Raw genomic sequence first — 17,719 nt, 5'->3', positions numbered from 1 at the left:
CAATGGAAGAAGCGGCGGGCGTCGAATATGAGGATCAGGAAGACCCTGCGTTCAAACGTATATGCGCTAGGTACGGCCTCGCGATGTACTTTGTTCAAGTATTGGAACATGGCATCGCGAATGCGCTGGTGTGGATTGATCTGTTGAAAAAACCAATGGGCGCTGGACGCCCAAAGAATACGATGCATATTACAGGAGCAGATTTGCGGAGACGCTGAGGGAGTTGTCTACGCGGTTGGAGAAAGTCGCTGGTATCTCGCCAGAGTTAAAGTCCCGATTGGAGGAAGCCAATCAAAGGCGGCGTTATTTAGCGCACCACTTTTTTAGAGAAGAGATCGACCACGTCGCGTTGGGTGACGTGACCGCGCTCCTTCGCCAGCTGGAACAGGATCGGCGCTTTTTCACGAGACTGACAGGATGGTGGACGCATTGGTTCAGCCGATCTTCGCTCGGTAAGGACTTACCCCGGACGTCCAGGAACAATGGAAGCAGCTCTATGTGGAGCAACTTCGCGAGAACTACGGCAGCAGCGCCGTTGTGGAAAGTAAATAAAGCGCGTCGTCGCACTGATTGCTACGGCCCGGGCGGGACAATTAGAAATCCTGCATCTCTGCTTCTGGTTCTGGCGTGGCCTTGCGCCAACTTGTCGACAGGTCGCAGCGAGCTCGCGCCTCTTTCGCCTCTTTGAGCGATCCGTATTCGGTAGCTACAGACACGTCAGCCACGGCGTATGTGTCATTTGGATTCGGAAGTTTGCCTCATAGCACCCCCGGCAGCCCTAGCTTGTCGTTAATAAAACCGAAAAATTCAACGACAAACTGGGTAGGTGGCTATGGATGAACGACAAACCCGTTCGTCCTTCATCGATGGAGAAATCTTGATAACAAGCCGGCTAGACCTCGTTCCATGAACGACAAGCTTGCTTGTTGTTAATGATATGGCATATTGTTAACAACAACAAACTTAGATGTTTACGGACGCTCAACAATGAGCCTAGACACCAGCCAAGCCGTCCACTACCACCTCGGTAAGTTTCCCCCTGGCCAACTGGACTTGGGACGGCTGATGCCGGGGCTGCTGAACGCTACGGCCGCGCTGGCCCGATACGATCAGATGCTGCGCAGCCTGCACAACAGCGAACTCTTTCTTGCCCCCTTGCGTGGCCAGGAAGCGGTGGTTTCCTCACGTATGGAAGGCACCATCAGCACTTTGGACGAGATCCTCCAATTGGAGGCTGAGTACGACGACGACGACGCGAGCGCGTCTTTAGAGTTCCGCTCCGATGCGATAGAAACTCTGCTATATCGGCGTGCGCTGAACACCGCGCAATCTCGATTGGAACAGGGACAATCCCTATCCGAGTCGCTACTCAAAAGCATTCATCGCCAATTGCTTTCTTTTGGGCGCGGTGCTGGAAAGTCGCCTGGTGCTTACAAGCACGAACAGAACTACATCGGTGAGCGCGGAAGCCGCAAAGTGAGCTTTGTGCCCATAGCACCCGAGCACCTTTCAGGCGGCATGGAAGCACTGTTCCGACTCGTCGGCGACGGCGCGATGCCAGTGCTGCTACGCACCGCGCTAGCACATGCTGAGTTTGAGGCTCTACATCCATTTGAGGACGGCAATGGTCGCGTTGGCCGAATGTTGATTACCCTGATGCTGTGGCAGGATAAGGCCATTGCCGCACCACATTTCTATATCAGTCGTTATTTCGAAGATAACAAAGACGAGTATCTAGATCGCCTCCGTCATGTTTCTTCCCAGAACGATTGGGATGGCTGGTGCGAGTTCTTCTTTGTCGCCGTTGAGAAGCAAGCCATCCGCAACCTGGACGCAGCTCAGAGCATCAGCGACTTCTATGATGAGATGAAGCCACGATTCACTGATTTGTTAGCGTCTAAATACGCGGTTACAGCCTTGGATTATTTGTTTACGAATCCGGTGTTTAGTAATAGCCGTTTTACCCGAAGTGCCGGCATTCCACCGCAGACCGCTGCACGTTTCACTCGCGTCTTGCTGCATGAAGGTTTGCTGCAGGTGGTACGCGAAGCGGCCGGACGTCGTCCGGCAATATATCGCTTCGAATCACTTATGAAACGGGTGCGAGTGTGACCCAGCTGCTTGGTTAGCTTGCGACTTGAAAAGACAGCGCGCTCTTGTGGTCAGCATGCCGTCGAAGGCACCAAACTTCCCCACCATCAATGCGTCTGTGCACGCTCTACACAAGCTTCACTCTGCGCCACCGCATCCACCACACCAGCAATCTGAAAACTCAGCTCACCAAACAGCTGCCCGATCAGGCTGCGGCGGACGAAATGGATGACGTCGTTGTCGCCGTTCATGCCAGCGGTGCCGGCGAGTTGGGCCATCAGGAGGAGATGGTCGCGGATCATGCGGAGTTCGTAGTAGTGCTCTGCGGATAGCAGGTAGGTGGTGGCGTCGGTCGGGGTTTGGGTTGGTTTTTTCATGGGCTTGTTCCATCAGGTTAGGTCGCCCGCGCATTGCGCGCGGGCGAAGGGACTGCAGGAAGAATCCTGCTCGCTTGGTCGGAATCTGTCCTTCTGACCGAACGATTACCCACTTGGGCCCGACGCCGCGCAGTGTGAGCGGCGGTGAAACAGGTTGAATGTCGGCGTGGCGGGGGCACGCGTGAGCGTGCGTGCCGTAAGATCGGGGATAACCATGGCTAACTCTCTGGTAGTTGGTTGTGGCCAGCGGATCGTTTGGGTTGCCGCCCAGGCGATCCGCGCTGTTTCACTCCTGTCGGACGTGTCGGCTTCATCTTGCCGGATGGGCACGTTCAACGCATCCAAGATCGCATATGTACGACCTGGGTGGTGCGAAAGGATGCGAAATTTCTGGCAACGGAAAATTTGCCGTGTTTGCGCCGCACAATTTACCTGCGCCGCTTTGGCTCGCTCTCCCTTCCGGGTGACGCAAAGCTAGTCCCTCTGGGAGAGAAGGCCTGCGCCGGACTTGATCTGGGGGCTGGGGTGAGGGGCTGGGCTTGTGGGGAGATTGAGAACTGCATTGATGTTTCTCTGTTGGTTCTCCGCGAGGCTGGCCCCTCACCTCGGTCCTCTCCCCCTAGGGGAGAGGAGGAAAAGCTTGGGGCTCACGCTAGATTTCAAGCTCTACGAAAATTCCGTTGCATCCAGAAGGCCGAGTTGCACGGCTTTGAGTGTTGCAGCTGCGCGGGTTGTGCAGCCCAGTTTGCGGAAGACGCTTTCGACGTGGGTGCGGACGGTGCTGGGGCTGATGGCTAGTTGTTGGGCGACGGCTTTGTTGCTTGCGCCCATGCTGATGCAGCGTAGGACGTCTCTTTCGCGATCGGTGAGGGGGCAGGCGTTGGTGACGACGGTGTTGGCTTGCACTGCGCAGCGCCGCACGTCGAACGGGAAGAGCGCGCGGACGGCGGTGTTGTCCAGGCGTCCTTTTCTTGCTTCTTCAAACATGAACTCGCGTACGTCGTGATCACTCATGGCGGCTCGCCAGGGTCGATGTCGCGAGAGTGCGGTTTTGGTGATGGCTGCGGCTAACACGCGTGCTTCGAGTGGGGTTTCGTCGGCGGTGAGGCCGCGGTAATAGCCGGAACCGTCACACCGTTCGTAGGCGAGTGAGGCGAGGCTGACTTCGCTTTCGAGGGAACGCAGCAGTCGGCCGGCGCGGCTGGTCCAGTAGGGCACCAGGCGTACGCGTTCCCAGGCGGATTCGGTGAGCGTGGATGGGGTGTCCCAGATCATGTTCGGTACGGCGGCGCGGCCGATGCCGTGAATAAGGCCGGCGCGATAGAGGCGATCCTGCGTGCGTTTGTCCAAGCCGAGTTGTCGTGCGGCGTTTCTGGCGTGGGTGGCGACGAGTCTGGAGTGGCCGGTCATCCAGGGCATTTTGAGGTCGATGACGTCGGCGAGAATTTCCAGCGGCGCGGTGTGTTCGAAGCCCATGCGGCTGACGCTGTCGATGCATTCGGCCATTTTCATGGCTTCGAGTTCTTCGAACCATGCGCGTGCATGGGCGATGGCTTGCTCGACCATGTGCAACGGATATTGGCGTTGGGCGCGTTGGCGCAGTAATTCGCGGGCGCGCTCAACGCCGTACAGGCGCGTGAAGATTTCCAGGTCGCTGGCGAGGGTGGCGAGGTAGACGGAGGGTGGGACGGCGTCGCCGGCGAGGCCATCGGGTGCGCCGCTGCCATCGAAGCTCTCGAAGAGATGCCGCAATGCAAATTGCACATCGGCGCTTAGGCCGAGCAGCCCAGCCACGTCACCGGCTATTTCGCAGTGAATCTGCGATAGCGAGAAGAAGGCGGTCTCCTTTTCCCGGCTGGCGTATCTGAAGCCGCTTTCGGAGGACTGCATGGCCAGCAGCGATTTGCGCTGGGCGATGTCGTCGCCGAAGGTCTGTGCGAATTCGTGGGCGTTGGCGGTGCAACCGGACCAGCGCAGCATGGCGACGATAAATGCCTCGGTGCATAGCTCCGCATCGTCTTTGGTCGCGCTGGCGAGTCGTCTGGCGAGCCATGCCGTGCGTAAGGAGTGATCGGTCGGTTGACCCATGGCCAGGTCACCCACGAAGGCAATCGCCTGGATCGCATCAAGAAGTGGCACTGCGGATAGGGTGCTCATTCAACTGGTTATAGCCCCACGAAATGGAACTGAAAAGTCTATGGGGCGTGCGCGGCGCGACGGCATCGGATATTTGACCGATGCCGCACAAGCGCCCTGCCCCGCATGCTTGCGCTCACGCCAAGGGGTAACGGGGCGCCTTTCATGGGCCACATGCGGACAGCGCAACAGCGCCGTTGGCCGCGTGCATCTTGTCGCGCTGTGGGAGCTTGGCATATGAATCTAAGTAAGTATCTGGCGGTGGGTATCGTCGGTTGCGCGATGATGGCGAATGGTGGGGCTCACGCCGCCGGTACGCGTCCCTCGGTCGTGTTGGTGCACGGTGGATTCGTCGATGGCTCGGGCTGGCAGAGTGTCTACGACATCCTCAAGCACGATGGTTATGCGGTGAGCATCGTGCAGAATCCGACCAGCTCACTCGCGGACGATGTGGCCTTTACCCAGCGCGTGCTGGAAAAGCAGAGCGGCCCGGTCGTGCTGGTTGGCCATTCGTATGGCGGTGCGGTGATTACCGAGGCGGGTAATGCGCCCAATGTGAAGGCACTGGTGTACATCACGGCGTTTGCGCCGGATGCCGGTGAATCGGTGCAGACCTTGATCAAGGATCCGCCGCCGGGTGCACCGGTGCCGCCGATCCTTCCGCCGCAGGATGGCTGGTTGCTGCTGGATAACGCGAAGTTCGCGGCTTCGTTTGCCGCCGACGTGCCGCCGAAGAAAGCGCAGTTCATGGCGGACTCGCAGGTGCCGTGGAATGTGGCGGCGCTCGCCGGCACGATCTCGACACCGGCGTGGAAATCCAAGCCGAGTTTCTATCTGGTGGTCGATGGCGATCACATGATTCCAGTGGAAGCGCAGCGTGCGATGGCCAAGCGTGCGCATGCGACGGTGATGAATACCAAGGGTAGTCACGCGATTTATGTGTCGAACCCGAAGGTGGTTGCGGCGCTGATTGAACAGGCTGCCAAGAGCGTGGAAGTTGCCTCGAACTGAGTGTCTTTCGGTGACACTGAAGGCCCCTTGCGGGGCCTTCTTTTTTCCTGACTTGCTCGCTTTCCGTCGCCCCGGCGAAAGCCGGGGTCCAGCCTCATCGCTACATCCAAGTCACTGGGCCCCGGCTTTCGCCGGGGCGACGGTGAGGCGGTTGAAATGTGGTGGTTGAATGCGCCCTTTTGCTGGGTTACCCCGGATCAAGTCCGGGGCAACCCAACCTACGCATCTGACGTGTGGATTGGGTTAGCGCAGCGCAACCGTATCGTGCATGGACCCAGGATGTGGCTTTATGCACGAGTGGGGCTCATTGGTTGCGCTGCGCTAACCCAACCGGCACATGTGCTCGCTTGCCGTCGTCCTGGGGAGGGCCGGGCCCAGTGGCTGGGGTGGAGCGAAAGCGCAGGGAGGGGAAGTCGCTTTGCTTCGCACTTTTGGGCCCGGCCCTCGCCGGGACGACGGTATGCAACATGGCATTCGAATGGACCTTCTGTTGGGTTACCCCGGATCACGTCCGGGGTAACCCAAGCCACACGCCAGTTCATCATTTGCCGATGCGGACAGCTTGTTTTTGCTTTGACCGGTGACGATCCGCTTCTGACGTGCCAATGGCGGGATAGCTAAAGGTCGGCGCCCTTTTTCCGCTCACCATGCTGGCGAGCACGCCGTCACGGCGAATCAGGCCGTGGTACAGCGCGGCGGCCATGTGCGCCAGGAAGGTGATGAAGAGCAGGAAGGCCAGGTAGGTGTGCAGCTGACGCAATACCGCAAAGGCGATTGGATTGACGGGAACAATCGGCGGCAGGCGCAGCGATTCGCTCAGCATGACGGGAAAACCACCGGCGGACAGCATCGCCCAACCGATCAGCGGCATCGCGATCATCAAGCCATACAGCACCCAGTGGGATGCATGGGCCGCCAGTTGTTGAATCATCGGCAGGTCCTCCGGCAACGGCGGCGGCGGACGGCGCAGACGTATGGCGAATCGCACGATGGCCAGGATCAGAATCGCGATCCCGAGTGGCTTATGGATATGCAATAGCCATTCGTGCAGCGCGGATACCGATGCCACCATCGCCACGCCGATGAACAACATGGCCAGGATCATGGCCGCCATCAGCCAGTGCAGCACGCGGGCGGCAAAGCTGAAGGCGCCGGTTTTTTCCTTCATGACGGGGGTGTGCTTCATGACTTGATCTCCGACTTGCTCTTCACGGACGCCTCGGCGCTGCCGGGCAGATGGGCTTCTTCACTGGTGCGGCGCAGATAGGAAGTGGCGTAGGCGGCCGAGCGCGCGGGAAGCAGCGGGTCGTCGGAAATCTCGATACCGTCGGGCAACACGGTGGGGTCGTAATTGATGTCGCGGCAGGGGCCGCTTGCCTGTGGCTCGGTGCTATCCACGACGAGTTCACCGGCGTCGATGGTGGTGCGGTCGGCAGGCCATGCCTTGGTGGCGTCATTGGTGGGATCGCCCGGGTTGGCGAGCGTTACCATCAATTTCCAGCGCAGAGGGCCTTGTGCAAGGCGTTGTTCCAGATCGGGGGAGAGGTAATTTTTACTGCCGGCCGGTGCCGTGGGCGTGCCGTCGGCATCGGTGGTCTCCGACATCATTTCCCAACGCACCGGATGACGCTTGCCGGCGGCGTCGACGAACTCGAACGCGTTGAGGCTGTAATAATTTTGGTCAACGAAACTGGCTGAGGGATGTGCCGTTTTCGCCCACGCGCGGAACGCGGCGGTTTCCGGATGGCTGGCGAAGAAGGCGGCCAACTTTTTCGGATCGGGTTTGCCGGTGGCCGGGTCAGGCTGGCCGGCTTGCAGCTGCGCGAAGAAGGCCTGCGGGGTCGACACTGCGAATACCGGCGTGTCGTTCATGCCGGTACGCCATTGCTGGCCGTTGGCCTGGGCAAAGCGCAGCGCCATGCTGCGGATCGGCACGCTGCTGTCGGGCGCGTAGGGGTTGCTGCCGGGGATCGCAAAGCGGCCAACCACCGGGGTGCGCTGGCCGGAGGCAAAGACCTCGGCCACCGAATACGGCGCGGCCCCACCGCTGCTCTGGAAGTAGCCGGAGATGCAGACGCCCTTGGCGTGATTGCGACGGTAGCCTGGAAAGACGCCGGCGTTTTTCTGGAACTGGTTGACGATGCGTCCGGAGGTGAGCCGATCCGGCGCCAGCCAGCCGCCGACGTAGCCAAAGGCGAAGGCCACCACGACAACTAGCCCGACAATGAATGCCCAGGCGACAAAGTGATCAGCCGGCGCCATGGCCGAGGGTGGATTGTTCATAAGCAACTCCTGGCCGTGCGGCCACAGGTGGTCTAGTGGCTGGCAGACGGGTGGTGGCGGCTTTTATTCCATCGCCGGTGGAGGGAATATCTGGGTCCGAGCGGCGTCCTCCTGCAGGACTGTCCCTGAAAGGCTTCGACCATGCCCTATCACGCCATTGACGCCCAACTGCGCGAATTGCTGCCGCGCCTGCGGCGCTTTGCGCTTTGGCTGACCCGCGAAGCGACCAGCGCCGACGATCTGGTGCAGTCCACGCTGGAGCGTGCGCTGTCGCGCTGGGATAGCCGGCGCGACAGCACAGCGCTGCGCCCGTGGCTGTTTACGATTCTGTACCGCCAGTTTCTGGACGCGCGTCGCAGTGCCAAACGCTATGCGTCGATGCTTGAGCGCTTTCGCTTCGGCGATGAGGAGGAGCACCCGTCGGTGGAGCGCGAGGTGATCGCGCAGTCGGTGCTCTGGTCGTTGGAGCGTCTTCCGCCCGATCAGCGCAACCTGCTGCTATGGGTGTCGGTGGAAGGTCTCAGCTACGAGGAAGTCGCGCAGATACTCGATGTGCCCATCGGTACGGTGATGTCTCGCCTGTCGCGCGCACGGCAGGCGCTGCGTCGGCTCAACGATGGTGAAACAACCACCCCTGTCTTACGGTTGCTCAAATGAATACAACAATACCCAGCGAATACGAGATCCACGCTTACATCGACGGCCGCCTTGATGAGTCGCGCCGGCAGGCGGTGGAATTCTATTTGGCGCAGCATCCGGAACGCGCGGAAGAAGTGCGTGCCTGGCAGCGTGATACGCAGCGGCTGAGGGCGCTGTACGGTGCCTTGCCCGCGATGGCGGATAACCCGGCGCTGGATCCCGCGCATATCCGCGCGCGACGCTGGCAGCGCTTCCGCGCACGACTGGCGATTGCCGCGATGCTGGTACTCAGCCTGTGCGTAGGTGGTCTCAGCGGCTGGCAAGTCCATGGCTGGCGATTTGCACGGGCGATGCCGCCGATGGGCGACGCCATGGCGGCGTATCGCATGGTGGCGGTGAATCAAAGCGTTCCGCTCGATGTGGTATCGGAAGAAGACAGCGTGTTGCAGGCGTGGCTCGACAAACACATCGAACGCACGGCACGTCTCCCCGACCTGCACGATGCCGGGTATCACCCGATTGGTGGGCGGTTGTTCGCCACGGATCAGGGACCGGCGGCGATGGTGCTGTACAAGGATGCGGAAGGGCACGCGATCAGTTTTTACGTGCGCCCACCGGGACCGATGCGCGATCTGCTACCTTCCGGACAACGCGCTGACGGAGACCTGCTGGCGCAATACGGTTCTGACCGGTCGTATAACTACGCGATGGTCAGCCGCGTTGATGGCACGGACAAGCGCCTGGTGGCGCAAGCGCTGGAGCGTGTTATTTGAATGTGGTGGGCGCCGGGATGAGCTCGCCTTTCTACCATGGCGTGGCGAGGCTTAAATTCGCCCTGATCGCCGGGCTCATCGCAATTTCACTGAATACCGGCGCGTTGAAGCTGGCGGATTGCTTTTCGATTGCCACGGCGCATGGCGGGCTGCTTCGACTGCTGACGTCCTGGTTTGGTTTATTGATGCAGCGGTCTGGCGGGTCGCTGCAGAAGCCGTGGCATCTACTTGCCGATCCCTACTTTCAGGTTGGCTTCCATTTTTTTATCGGCATGCTGATGGCACTGGGCTATGCGTTTGCGATCGAGCCGTGGTGGCGTGCCAAGGCCTGGGTGAAGGGGCTGTGGTACGCGCTGGTGGTCTGGCTGTTGAACGCCGTGGTCGTGCTGCCGCTAACCGGTGAGGGGTTTGCCGGCACGGCTCACCTTGGTTTTATCGGCGTTGCATGGTTTGCAGCAGCACATACGCTGTACTTTCTGGCGCTGGCCTTGATCTTTCAGCGGCTTATGGCAGGGCACGTATCGCGGGGCCGGCGGCCGGTTGCCACACCAAAGTGAGTGACATGCTGCAGTGCGTAGGTTGGGTTAGCTCCGCGTAACCCAACGATGTTCATCGCTTCGATCGGATTCCGTTGGGTTACGCTGCGCTAACCCAACCTACCCAACCTACGCGTTTGCTCGCTTGTCGTCGCGCGGAGGCGACGGTGAGGCGGTTTGAAATGTGGCGCTTTTTTTGAATGACGTTGCGCGCTTCAATAGACCAGATCATTCGCGCCTGGGCTGCCGGCCTCTTCGGCTGCGCGTGCGTTCAAAGCGATGTGCTTCAAGCAATGTCGAAAAATGGCCAGATCGCCGTCACTGATGCCATCGGTCAGCGACCCGATCGATTTATCAAAGACAGCCTGCAATTGAGCCGCCAAGGCTTCGCCTTCACTGGTGGCGCGAAGATAAGCGACACGCCGGTCGTCGTCGCTGGGAACGCGCAGCACCAGGCCCTTCTTGACCAGGCGGTCGACCAGTCCGGTGATCGAGCTCGGCTGCAACTTGTAGAGCCGCGCGATTTCAATGGACGTAACACCCCTGCAGCTGGTGACCAGCTGGAGCACACTGGCCTGCATGCCGGTGATGCCGCCGAGCGCTTCGGTATGGTGGGTGATGAACAACCAGATGGCCATGTTGGCCCGACTTGTAAGATGCGCCAGGCTTTGCGGTTGGTCAGAAGCAAGGTCGGCGATTCGTAATAGCGTCATCATCGTTACTCCAATCAAACGCTTTTTTTGCGATGGGTGGTGTGGTGGGATCCGTGAAGATACGAATCAGATCCCGCGCTCGTGCGTGCTATGGATCCCTTCGGCTGCCATTTCACGCAAGACCTGCCGAAAGCTGTTCATGTCAAACGGTTTGATAAAGAGCGGCAATGACGCATATGGAGCCGGCAACTCGATCGATGGCGTCGTGGAGACGCATACGGCCGGTATTCCGTGGCCGCGAAGCAAATCCAGCAGCGCGTAGGTCATGTCGCGTGGTTGGCTCACATCCACCACGGCGATCGCCAACAAGTGGCCGTGCCGGATCAGTGCCTCGGCGCCCATGGAGTCATTGCCGGAAACAAGCAGGGTGGGCAAGCCCTCTGACTCGATCACATCGCACAGCCCTGCCGCGACCATCAGGTCGTCTTCCAGCACGAGAGCGCAGCTCATGGAGAATGAAGAAGGTGCACTCATACTATTCAGCGCGTACGGGTTGGCCTGTGTCATTTCTTTTCCGCCGTTTTCGTTGCGGGGCGCGGTTTACGTACGACCACTGGCGCGGAGGCACTGGCGCCGTGCAGAAAGAGATCGACGGCCGACGTCACATGCTTGCGGATGTCTTTTTGACTGGGCCGCGGGCTAAGACCAAGGACAACACGCAGATGCACGTTGTCGCGCAGCATGCCGAGCAGATGGCACGCAGCGGCGTCGCAGTCTTCCAGGCGGATCTCGCCGCGATCTTTGGCGCTGTTTAAAACCTGCGCCAGGCGGTGTTGCGCTTTACCCGGTCCGTTGACGTAATACGCCTGGGCCAGCTCCGGAAACCGCAACGCTTCGGAGAGGACGGATCGATAAGCACCGATGAAGCCGGGGCCGAGTAATGCGCTCGTCATCGCGCAGCCGAATTCAATCAGGGTCTCGCGCAGATCGTGGTGTTCGACGTACGCATCGTCCAACGAAGCCAGCAGCAGGTTGGAGCCTTCCGACACGAAGGCGACGAGCAGCCCTTCCTTGCTACCGAACTCTTGATAGATCGCGCGTTTCGATCCGCCGAGGCGCTCGATGATCGAGTCGATGCTGGTCGCGGCGTAGCCCTGCAGGAAGAACGCTTCGCCGGCCGCTTGCAGAATGGCGGAGCGTCGTTCGGCCTTGGTCTGGCGCTTTTTGGGGGGTTGAGTCATGGCTGGGGAGGCCATTGGGAATTGGTAATGTACGTTACCGTACCATCATCAAGAGGCCGATGAAAAGGGGGGCTCCGTGGCCATTACTGATTTGAGCGGGTGTTCACGCATGCGCTGATGCGTGCGCTCGTAAACATTTTGTTTAGATCACCGAGCGCCTTCTCCAAAGCAAAAGCGATCAGCGAAGGCATCGCCAAAGAAGCTGGTCTTGCGAGAGGGACATCGCTCAATCACTTCCCACGTAAAGACGACTTTGTGGTGGAAGTCATCATGGAGCGCATTTCGCGCTCTGCTCGTCGTCCCGGCGAAGGCCGGGACCTAGTGTCTTTGCTACATCCAAGTCACTGGGTCCCGGTGTTCCTCGCTCCTCAAAGCTGGCGCATCCATGTGCCCCCGCGCGCGCCGGGACGACGGTGAGGTGGTTTGAAGCGGCGCAGCTGACTTGGATGGCTTCCTAATTCCGTTGGACGCTTCGAGCAGAGGCGCCCGGATGCCTCAGAACCCGCCCCTCACCCGGGTCAAAAATTTTTATTAGGGGCTATTGCATTTATCTGCATAATCAGATATTGTGTTTGTCAGCAATACGGCAACCCACCCTGGCAACCGGTCAATCGAGGACCACCCTCCTTTGCCCAACCATGTGTTTTGCCGTTATTTTTTAGCTATTTATCTGACATGTCAGATAAATAGTCGAAACCCCCGACCCCTCATCCCCATCGACGCAGTAGGCACTCTATGAACTCGGTAACCACCCCCGCGGCACCGGCTCCCCTGACGGGCATGCGTTTCGCGTTGGGCGCGTTCGCGGTGGCGCTCGCCACCTTCATGAACGTTCTGGACTCCTCCATCGCCAACGTCGCTATCCCCACCCTGTCCGGCGACCTGGGCGTATCGGTGGACGACGGCACCTGGGTGATCACGATGTTTTCCGCCGCCAACGCGGTCTCGATCCCGCTGACCGGCTGGCTGACGCAGCGCGTGGGTCAGGTGAAGCTGTTTGTGGCGGCGATCCTGTTGTTCGTGATTACTTCGGCCATGTGCGGTATCGCCCCCAACCTGCCGGTGCTGCTGCTCGCGCGCGTGTTGCAAGGTGCCGCGGCTGGTCCGCTGGTGCCGCTGTCGCAAGCGTTGCTGCTGACCACGTTCCCCAAAAACAAAAGTGCGAGTGCATTGTCGTTGTGGGCGATGACTGCCACGGTGGGCCCGATCGCCGGCCCCTGGCTTGGCGGCTGGATCACCGATAGCTACAGCTGGTCATGGATTTTCTATATCAATGTGCCAGTCGGTATCTTTACCGCCGCGGTGGTGTGGGCGCTTTATCGCGACCGCGAAACACCCTCGCGCAAGCTGCCGATCGACACCGTCGGCCTGCTCTCGCTGGTCTGCTGGGTCGGCTCGTTGCAGGTCATGCTGGACAAGGGCAAGGATCTGGATTGGTTCAACTCGCCGGTGATCTGCACGCTGGCGGTGGTGGCCCTGCTCAGTTTTGTGTTCTTCCTGATCTGGGAATTGACCGCGGAAAAGCCGATCGTGGACCTGCGTCTATTCGAAAGTCGCAACTTCCTCGGTGGCACCGTGGCGATTTCCGTGGCCTATGGCGTGTTCTTTGCGAACCTGGTGCTGCTGCCGCAGTGGATTCAGGAATTCCTGGGCTACCGCGCCATGGATGCAGGCAAGGTGACGGCGCCGCTGGGTATTTTTGCGGTGATCCTCGCCCCGGTGATGGGCAAGATCATGCCCAAGTCGGACCCACGCGTACTGGCCACGCTGGCGTTCCTGGGCTTCTCGGCCGTGTTCTTCATGCGCGCCAACTATGTACCGAATATTGACGAGTACACACTGGTGCTGCCGACGCTGCTGCAAGGCATTCCGATGGCGCTGTTCTTCGTGCCGCTGACCGCGATCATTCTCTCGGGGCTTCCGCACGACAAGATCCCCGCTGCGGCCGGTTTGTCCAACTTCGTTCGCATCTTTGCCGGCGCGGTGGGTACGTCCCTGCTGACCACCGGCTGGAGCGACCGCACGATCCTGCATCACGCCCGGCTCATCGAGCAGGCCAATCCCTACAACCCGATTTACACGAGCGGAATCGCCCAGGTTCAGTCGACGCTGCATGTCGCTACCTCCAATGCGCTGGCCTTCTTCGAGCAAGGCCTGACCGCACAAGCGGCCATGCTTGGACTGAATGACATCTTCTGGCTTTCCGCGATCATCTTTGTCGTAATCATTCCGTTGATCTGGATCACCCATCCAAGCAAGGACGCCATGGCCGAAGCTTCGACGGCTGGCGGTCACTGATCCCCGCGAACCGATATTCAAAAGCATCGAGGACATCCCATGAACCACTACACCAGCAAAAATTTCGCACTCACCAAGAGTGTCGGCTTTCTCTTGAACAAGGCCCGCAACCTGGTCGTGACCGAGATTGACGCGGCGTTCAAGGAAGTCGACATCACCGCTCAGCAGATGGGCGTGCTGTTCTCCATGAAAAGTGGCATGGCCTCGACGCCGTTTGAATTGTCGAAGCTGCTGAGCATCGATACCGGCCTGATGACGCGCCTGCTGGACAAGCTCGAAGCGAAGCAATTGCTGGAGCGGTTCCGCAGCGTCGACGACCGCCGCGTGGTCAACCTCAAATTGACCGCCAAAGGCAACGCGATCGCCGATCGCATACCCGAGATCTCGCCACATGTGCTCAATGCACGGCTGAAGAACTTCACCAAGGAGGAATTTGAGGAGCTTATCCGTCTGCTCGGCAAATTCATCGGTGACAGCGAGTAAGGCCAGGTCTCAAGACGCACCACTCGCAACATTTATTTCAACCATGAAGCGCATCGCCGATGTGCTTCACCGAACCACTCATTCCTTTAACTACCAGAGATTGAAATTTATGCGTGTACATCTCCTAGCGGCTGCGGTCGGAATGACCCTCGCACTGGCGGCTTGCGCCAGCAGCGGTGGCCTGCGTCCGGACGGCACGCCGATCAATCCGAACTCCCTCAAGAGCGAACAAAGCCTGCCGAATGTGACGGTTTCGCCGGCAGCCTGGCCACAGAACGATTGGTGGAAGTCGCTCGGCGATCCGCAGCTCAACAGCCTGATCGCTGAAGCCTTGCAGGACAATCCGACCCTGGCCGAAGCCGATGCACGCGCTCGCGAAGCGCAGGCCGAATCGGGTATTGCCGACTCGGCACGCAAGCCGACGGTGAATGTCGGCGGCAGTGTGCAGGAAGCGCGCATCCCCACCACCATTCCCAAAATTGGCAACGGGCACAACGAAACCTTCAAGTACGCCGATGTCAGTTTCAATTGGAACCTCGACCTGTGGGGCGGTGAGCGTGCCGCATGGCAAGCGGCGCTGGGCCAGCAACGCGCCACCGAAGTTGATGCCCAGGCGGCGCGGATCGAACTGTCGGCCAATGTTGCGCGTGCCTATGTGCAGCTCGGCTACGCCTATGAAGATCAGGACGTCTCCGCGGCGGAACTGAAGCGCGCGAGCGACGTGCTTGCACTGACCCAGCAGCGGGTGAATGCCGGTATCGACAATGATGTGCAGCTCAAGCAGAGCGTCTCGGAAGTCGCCGCTGCGCAGGGTGAGAAGGCTTTTGCCGATCGCGAGATCGACGCCGCCCGCTCGGCACTATCGGTACTGCTCGGCAAGGGCCCCGATCGCGGCATCGATATCGCCCGTCCGACCCTGCTGCCGCCGAATGCGCTGGATATTCCGGCTGATCTGCCGGTGGAACTGCTTGGTCATCGCGCCGACCTGGTCGCTGCGCGCTGGCGTGTAGAGGCCTCCGCCAAGGACATCAAGTCCGCCAAGACCCAGTTCCTGCCGAACGTCAACATCAGCGCGCTGGCAGGGATGGCGATGGTGGGTGGCGGCAATCTGTTCCAGGGCAAGTCGACCTTCTACGACGCTGGCCCGGCTTTCAGCCTGCCGATCTTTGATGGCGGCCGCCGCCGCTCCAACCTGGATAGCAAAGACGCCGAATACGACCTTGCTGTCGCCAAGTACAACGAAACGCTGGTGCGCGCGGTCAACGAAGTTTCCGACGACAACGACGCCCTGGCTTCGGTCCGGATTCAGATCGGGGCGCAGCAGCGCGCGGTAGACGCCGCCAGTGACGCATGGACCTTGGCCGAGCAACGCTATCAGGCGGGTATCGGCAGCTATCTGGAAGCACTCAGCGTGCGTCAGGAGCTACTGGTTGCTCAAAAGCGCATGGCCGAACTGCACGCGCAGCAAGCGGATACCGACATTCAATTGATCCAGGCTCTTGGCGGTGGCTACCGCCCGAACCAGGCCGCACCGGACGCAGCAGCGTCCGCGGCCGAAGCAAATTCCCGTTCTCTTATCAATCATTCCTGAGGCACCCCCAATGTCTACTCAAACGACAACTGAAGCCGAGCGCCCGGCAGAGCAGAGCAACGGCAAGAAGCGCGCGGTCATGATGAAGCTCTTCGGCGCCGTCACGCTGGTAGGCGTAATCGCCTTTGGCGCGTGGTATTTCCTCGATGGCCGCTGGTATGAAGGTACCGACGACGCCTACGTCAATGGCAACGTGGTGCAGGTTACGCCCCAGATTCCCGGCACGGTGGTGTCGATCAGCTCCGACAACGGCGATCTGGTGAAGCAGGGCCAGGTGCTGGTCACGCTGGATCGCAATGACGCCGACGTGGCTCTGCAGCATGCCTCGGCCAATCTCGCCAACACCGTGCGCCGCGTACGCGGCCTCTACACCACGGTGTCCGGCGCGCAGGCGATCGTGGCTGTGCGTCGCGTGGCGGTGGAAAAGGCACAACTCGATTACAACCGCCGCCGCGACCTGGTCAAAACCGGTGCGATCTCGGCAGAAGAACTGTCCCACGCCCTGGATGCACTGACCGCCGCGCAAAACGCGTTGAGCGACGCGCAGCAACAGTTGCAGACCAACCAGGTGCTGGTTGACGACACGGTGGTGGCTTCCCATCCGGACGTGAAGGCCGCCGCCGCCGCTTACCGCGCCGCGTATCTGGACGATGTGCGCACCACCATCGTGGCGCCGGTCACCGGTTATGTCGCCATGCGTACGGTGCAGGTCGGCCAGCGCGTGCAGACGGGCACGCCGATGATGGCCGTGGTGCCCCTGCATGACATATGGGTGGATGCGAACTTCAAGGAAACGCAGCTCACCGACATGCGCATCGGCCAGCCGGTAGAAATCACCTCCGATGTCTATGGTTCTTCCGTGAAGTACAAGGGCAAGATCCTTGAGCTGGGCGTGGGCACCGGTGCCGCGTTCTCCCTGCTGCCGGCGCAGAATGCGACGGGCAACTGGATCAAGATCGTGCAGCGTATGCCGGTGCGTGTCGTCTTCACCGACCCGGACCAGCTTGACCAGCATCCGCTGCGCATCGGCATGTCGATGGACGCGTCAGTCAACCTTCGCGATCAGAACGGCGCCATGCTGGCCCAGCAACCGCAAGTCGCACCTCGCTACAGCACCGATGTATTCCAGAAGGAGCTGGCCAATGCCGATGCCAATATCGCGAAGATCATCCACACCAATATGGCGGGCAGCGAAGACAGCGCGATGGCTTCTTCACTGAAGGCTCCGTGAACGCTTTCGATTAGTCAACGCGCAGATCGCGGCAGGCTGGGTTAGCGCAGCGTAATCCAATCATCCGCTGATCTTGGACAAGGGCCCATCTCTGCAAGAGTGGGCCCTTTTTGTTGGGTCCAACGAAACACATCTCCGCGGCGCCCCGATCGTGCAATCGGCCACGTCAGATGGTGGCTGCCGAATGCAGCAATGACTGACAACCTTTGTGCAAGATCGAGGCTAGCGCCGTCCTCGCGCTATCGCCTTATTCGACCCAACACGCTGGTTCTAACCGTGGAGATGTCCTTCCTCGGCTGGAGCCGGCCTTGGCGTAGCGTCTGATTTCCTACATAACGACGAAACGTGGGCCGAAAGAAGTCGCAAGCTCACAAGC

The 17,719-nt window shown here is 60.0% G+C and carries 19 protein-coding genes; 11 read left to right on the top strand and 8 right to left on the bottom strand.

What is annotated here, in order from left to right:
* Positions 1 to 2: 2 nt before the first annotated feature.
* Entirely contained in the window at positions 3 to 218 is a 216-nt protein-coding gene (locus tag ISP19_RS06120) for a hypothetical protein (protein WP_204680475.1), read from the top strand.
* An 89-nt stretch (positions 219 to 307) separates the two neighbouring features.
* Here ISP19_RS06120 and ISP19_RS21390 read toward each other — a convergent pair whose 3' ends face one another.
* Positions 308 to 430 carry a hypothetical protein gene (locus tag ISP19_RS21390; protein WP_275577106.1) on the bottom strand — a complete coding sequence of 41 codons (123 nt, stop codon included), beginning with the start codon at positions 428 to 430 and terminating at the stop codon, positions 308 to 310.
* Positions 431 to 987: 557 nt separating this feature from the next.
* On the opposite strand from ISP19_RS21390, the gene ISP19_RS06115 reads away from it, so the two are divergent.
* Positions 988 to 2,112, top strand: a complete 1,125-nt coding sequence (locus ISP19_RS06115; RefSeq protein WP_204680474.1) for a Fic family protein — start codon at positions 988 to 990, stop codon at positions 2,110 to 2,112.
* Between the two features lie 86 nt (positions 2,113 to 2,198).
* On the opposite strand, the gene ISP19_RS06110 is transcribed toward ISP19_RS06115, so the two are convergent.
* Both ISP19_RS06110 and ISP19_RS06105 read right to left on the bottom strand, forming a co-directional pair.
* Positions 2,199 to 2,468 (bottom strand): XAC0095 family protein, encoded by a 270-nt coding sequence (locus tag ISP19_RS06110; RefSeq protein ID WP_204680473.1) that lies wholly within the window; start codon positions 2,466 to 2,468, stop codon positions 2,199 to 2,201.
* 666 nt (positions 2,469 to 3,134) lie between these two features.
* Positions 3,135 to 4,625 carry an HD domain-containing phosphohydrolase gene (locus ISP19_RS06105; RefSeq protein WP_204680472.1) on the bottom strand — a complete coding sequence of 497 codons (1,491 nt, stop codon included), beginning with the start codon at positions 4,623 to 4,625 and terminating at the stop codon, positions 3,135 to 3,137.
* Between the two features lie 216 nt (positions 4,626 to 4,841).
* Between ISP19_RS06105 and ISP19_RS06100 the strand changes: the two genes are divergently transcribed.
* Positions 4,842 to 5,615 carry an alpha/beta fold hydrolase gene (locus ISP19_RS06100; RefSeq protein ID WP_204680471.1) on the top strand — a complete coding sequence of 258 codons (774 nt, stop codon included), beginning with the start codon at positions 4,842 to 4,844 and terminating at the stop codon, positions 5,613 to 5,615.
* A 541-nt stretch (positions 5,616 to 6,156) separates the two neighbouring features.
* Here ISP19_RS06100 and ISP19_RS06095 read toward each other — a convergent pair.
* Positions 6,157 to 6,801, bottom strand: coding sequence for a cytochrome b (locus ISP19_RS06095; protein WP_275577105.1), 645 nt, complete (start codon positions 6,799 to 6,801; stop codon positions 6,157 to 6,159).
* Positions 6,798 to 7,898: a catalase family peroxidase gene (locus ISP19_RS06090; protein ID WP_204680470.1), complete on the bottom strand. Its 1,101-nt coding sequence runs from the start codon at positions 7,896 to 7,898 to the stop codon at positions 6,798 to 6,800. Before ISP19_RS06090 ends, ISP19_RS06095 begins: the two co-directional genes overlap by 4 nt.
* Before the next feature lie 141 nt (positions 7,899 to 8,039).
* Here ISP19_RS06090 and ISP19_RS06085 point away from each other — a divergent pair, with 141 nt between their 5' ends.
* Genes ISP19_RS06085 through ISP19_RS06075 form a run of 3 tightly spaced genes read left to right on the top strand, consistent with a single transcriptional unit; the run spans position 8,040 to position 9,867 of the window.
* A complete protein-coding gene (locus tag ISP19_RS06085) occupies positions 8,040 to 8,555 on the top strand; it encodes an RNA polymerase sigma factor (RefSeq protein ID WP_204680469.1) in 516 nt (171 codons plus the stop codon).
* Positions 8,552 to 9,310, top strand: coding sequence for an anti-sigma factor family protein (locus tag ISP19_RS06080; protein WP_204680468.1), 759 nt, complete (start codon positions 8,552 to 8,554; stop codon positions 9,308 to 9,310). The genes ISP19_RS06085 and ISP19_RS06080 overlap by 4 nt, the downstream gene beginning before the upstream one ends.
* Positions 9,307 to 9,867: a hypothetical protein gene (locus ISP19_RS06075; RefSeq protein ID WP_204680467.1), complete on the top strand. Its 561-nt coding sequence runs from the start codon at positions 9,307 to 9,309 to the stop codon at positions 9,865 to 9,867. The genes ISP19_RS06080 and ISP19_RS06075 overlap by 4 nt, the downstream gene beginning before the upstream one ends.
* Before the next feature lie 194 nt (positions 9,868 to 10,061).
* Here ISP19_RS06075 and ISP19_RS06070 read toward each other — a convergent pair whose 3' ends face one another.
* The 3 genes from ISP19_RS06070 to ISP19_RS06060 all read right to left on the bottom strand — a co-directional run bounded on the left by ISP19_RS06070 (position 10,062) and on the right by ISP19_RS06060 (position 11,755).
* Positions 10,062 to 10,562: a MarR family winged helix-turn-helix transcriptional regulator gene (locus tag ISP19_RS06070; protein WP_204680466.1), complete on the bottom strand. Its 501-nt coding sequence runs from the start codon at positions 10,560 to 10,562 to the stop codon at positions 10,062 to 10,064.
* Positions 10,563 to 10,625: 63 nt separating this feature from the next.
* On the bottom strand, positions 10,626 to 11,066 hold the full coding sequence (locus ISP19_RS06065; RefSeq protein WP_204680465.1) for a response regulator: 441 nt from the start codon (positions 11,064 to 11,066) through the stop codon (positions 10,626 to 10,628).
* Positions 11,063 to 11,755 (bottom strand): TetR/AcrR family transcriptional regulator, encoded by a 693-nt coding sequence (locus ISP19_RS06060; RefSeq protein ID WP_204680464.1) that lies wholly within the window; start codon positions 11,753 to 11,755, stop codon positions 11,063 to 11,065. The genes ISP19_RS06065 and ISP19_RS06060 overlap by 4 nt, the downstream gene beginning before the upstream one ends.
* 102 nt (positions 11,756 to 11,857) lie before the next feature.
* Here ISP19_RS06060 and ISP19_RS06055 point away from each other — a divergent pair, with 102 nt between their 5' ends.
* From ISP19_RS06055 to ISP19_RS06035, 5 genes are all read left to right on the top strand, one after another.
* A complete protein-coding gene (locus ISP19_RS06055; protein ID WP_204680463.1) occupies positions 11,858 to 12,157 on the top strand; it encodes a hypothetical protein in 300 nt (99 codons plus the stop codon).
* Between the two features lie 318 nt (positions 12,158 to 12,475).
* Positions 12,476 to 14,038, top strand: a complete 1,563-nt coding sequence (locus ISP19_RS06050) for a DHA2 family efflux MFS transporter permease subunit (RefSeq protein ID WP_204680462.1) — start codon at positions 12,476 to 12,478, stop codon at positions 14,036 to 14,038.
* 39 nt (positions 14,039 to 14,077) lie between these two features.
* Entirely contained in the window at positions 14,078 to 14,521 is a 444-nt protein-coding gene (locus ISP19_RS06045; RefSeq protein ID WP_204680461.1) for a MarR family winged helix-turn-helix transcriptional regulator, read from the top strand.
* Positions 14,522 to 14,630: 109 nt separating this feature from the next.
* Positions 14,631 to 16,112: an efflux transporter outer membrane subunit gene (locus ISP19_RS06040; protein ID WP_204680460.1), complete on the top strand. Its 1,482-nt coding sequence runs from the start codon at positions 14,631 to 14,633 to the stop codon at positions 16,110 to 16,112.
* Positions 16,113 to 16,122: 10 nt separating this feature from the next.
* Positions 16,123 to 17,343 (top strand): HlyD/EmrA/EmrK family protein, encoded by a 1,221-nt coding sequence (locus tag ISP19_RS06035; RefSeq protein WP_204680459.1) that lies wholly within the window; start codon positions 16,123 to 16,125, stop codon positions 17,341 to 17,343.
* Positions 17,344 to 17,719: the final 376 nt, after the last annotated feature.

Source organism: Dyella flava (genome assembly GCF_016904955.1).
In the GTDB taxonomy this organism is placed as follows: domain Bacteria; phylum Pseudomonadota; class Gammaproteobacteria; order Xanthomonadales; family Rhodanobacteraceae; genus Dyella_B; species Dyella_B flava.
Note: the sequence above shows the minus strand (reverse complement) of the source record. Positions and strands in the feature narration are given on the sequence as shown.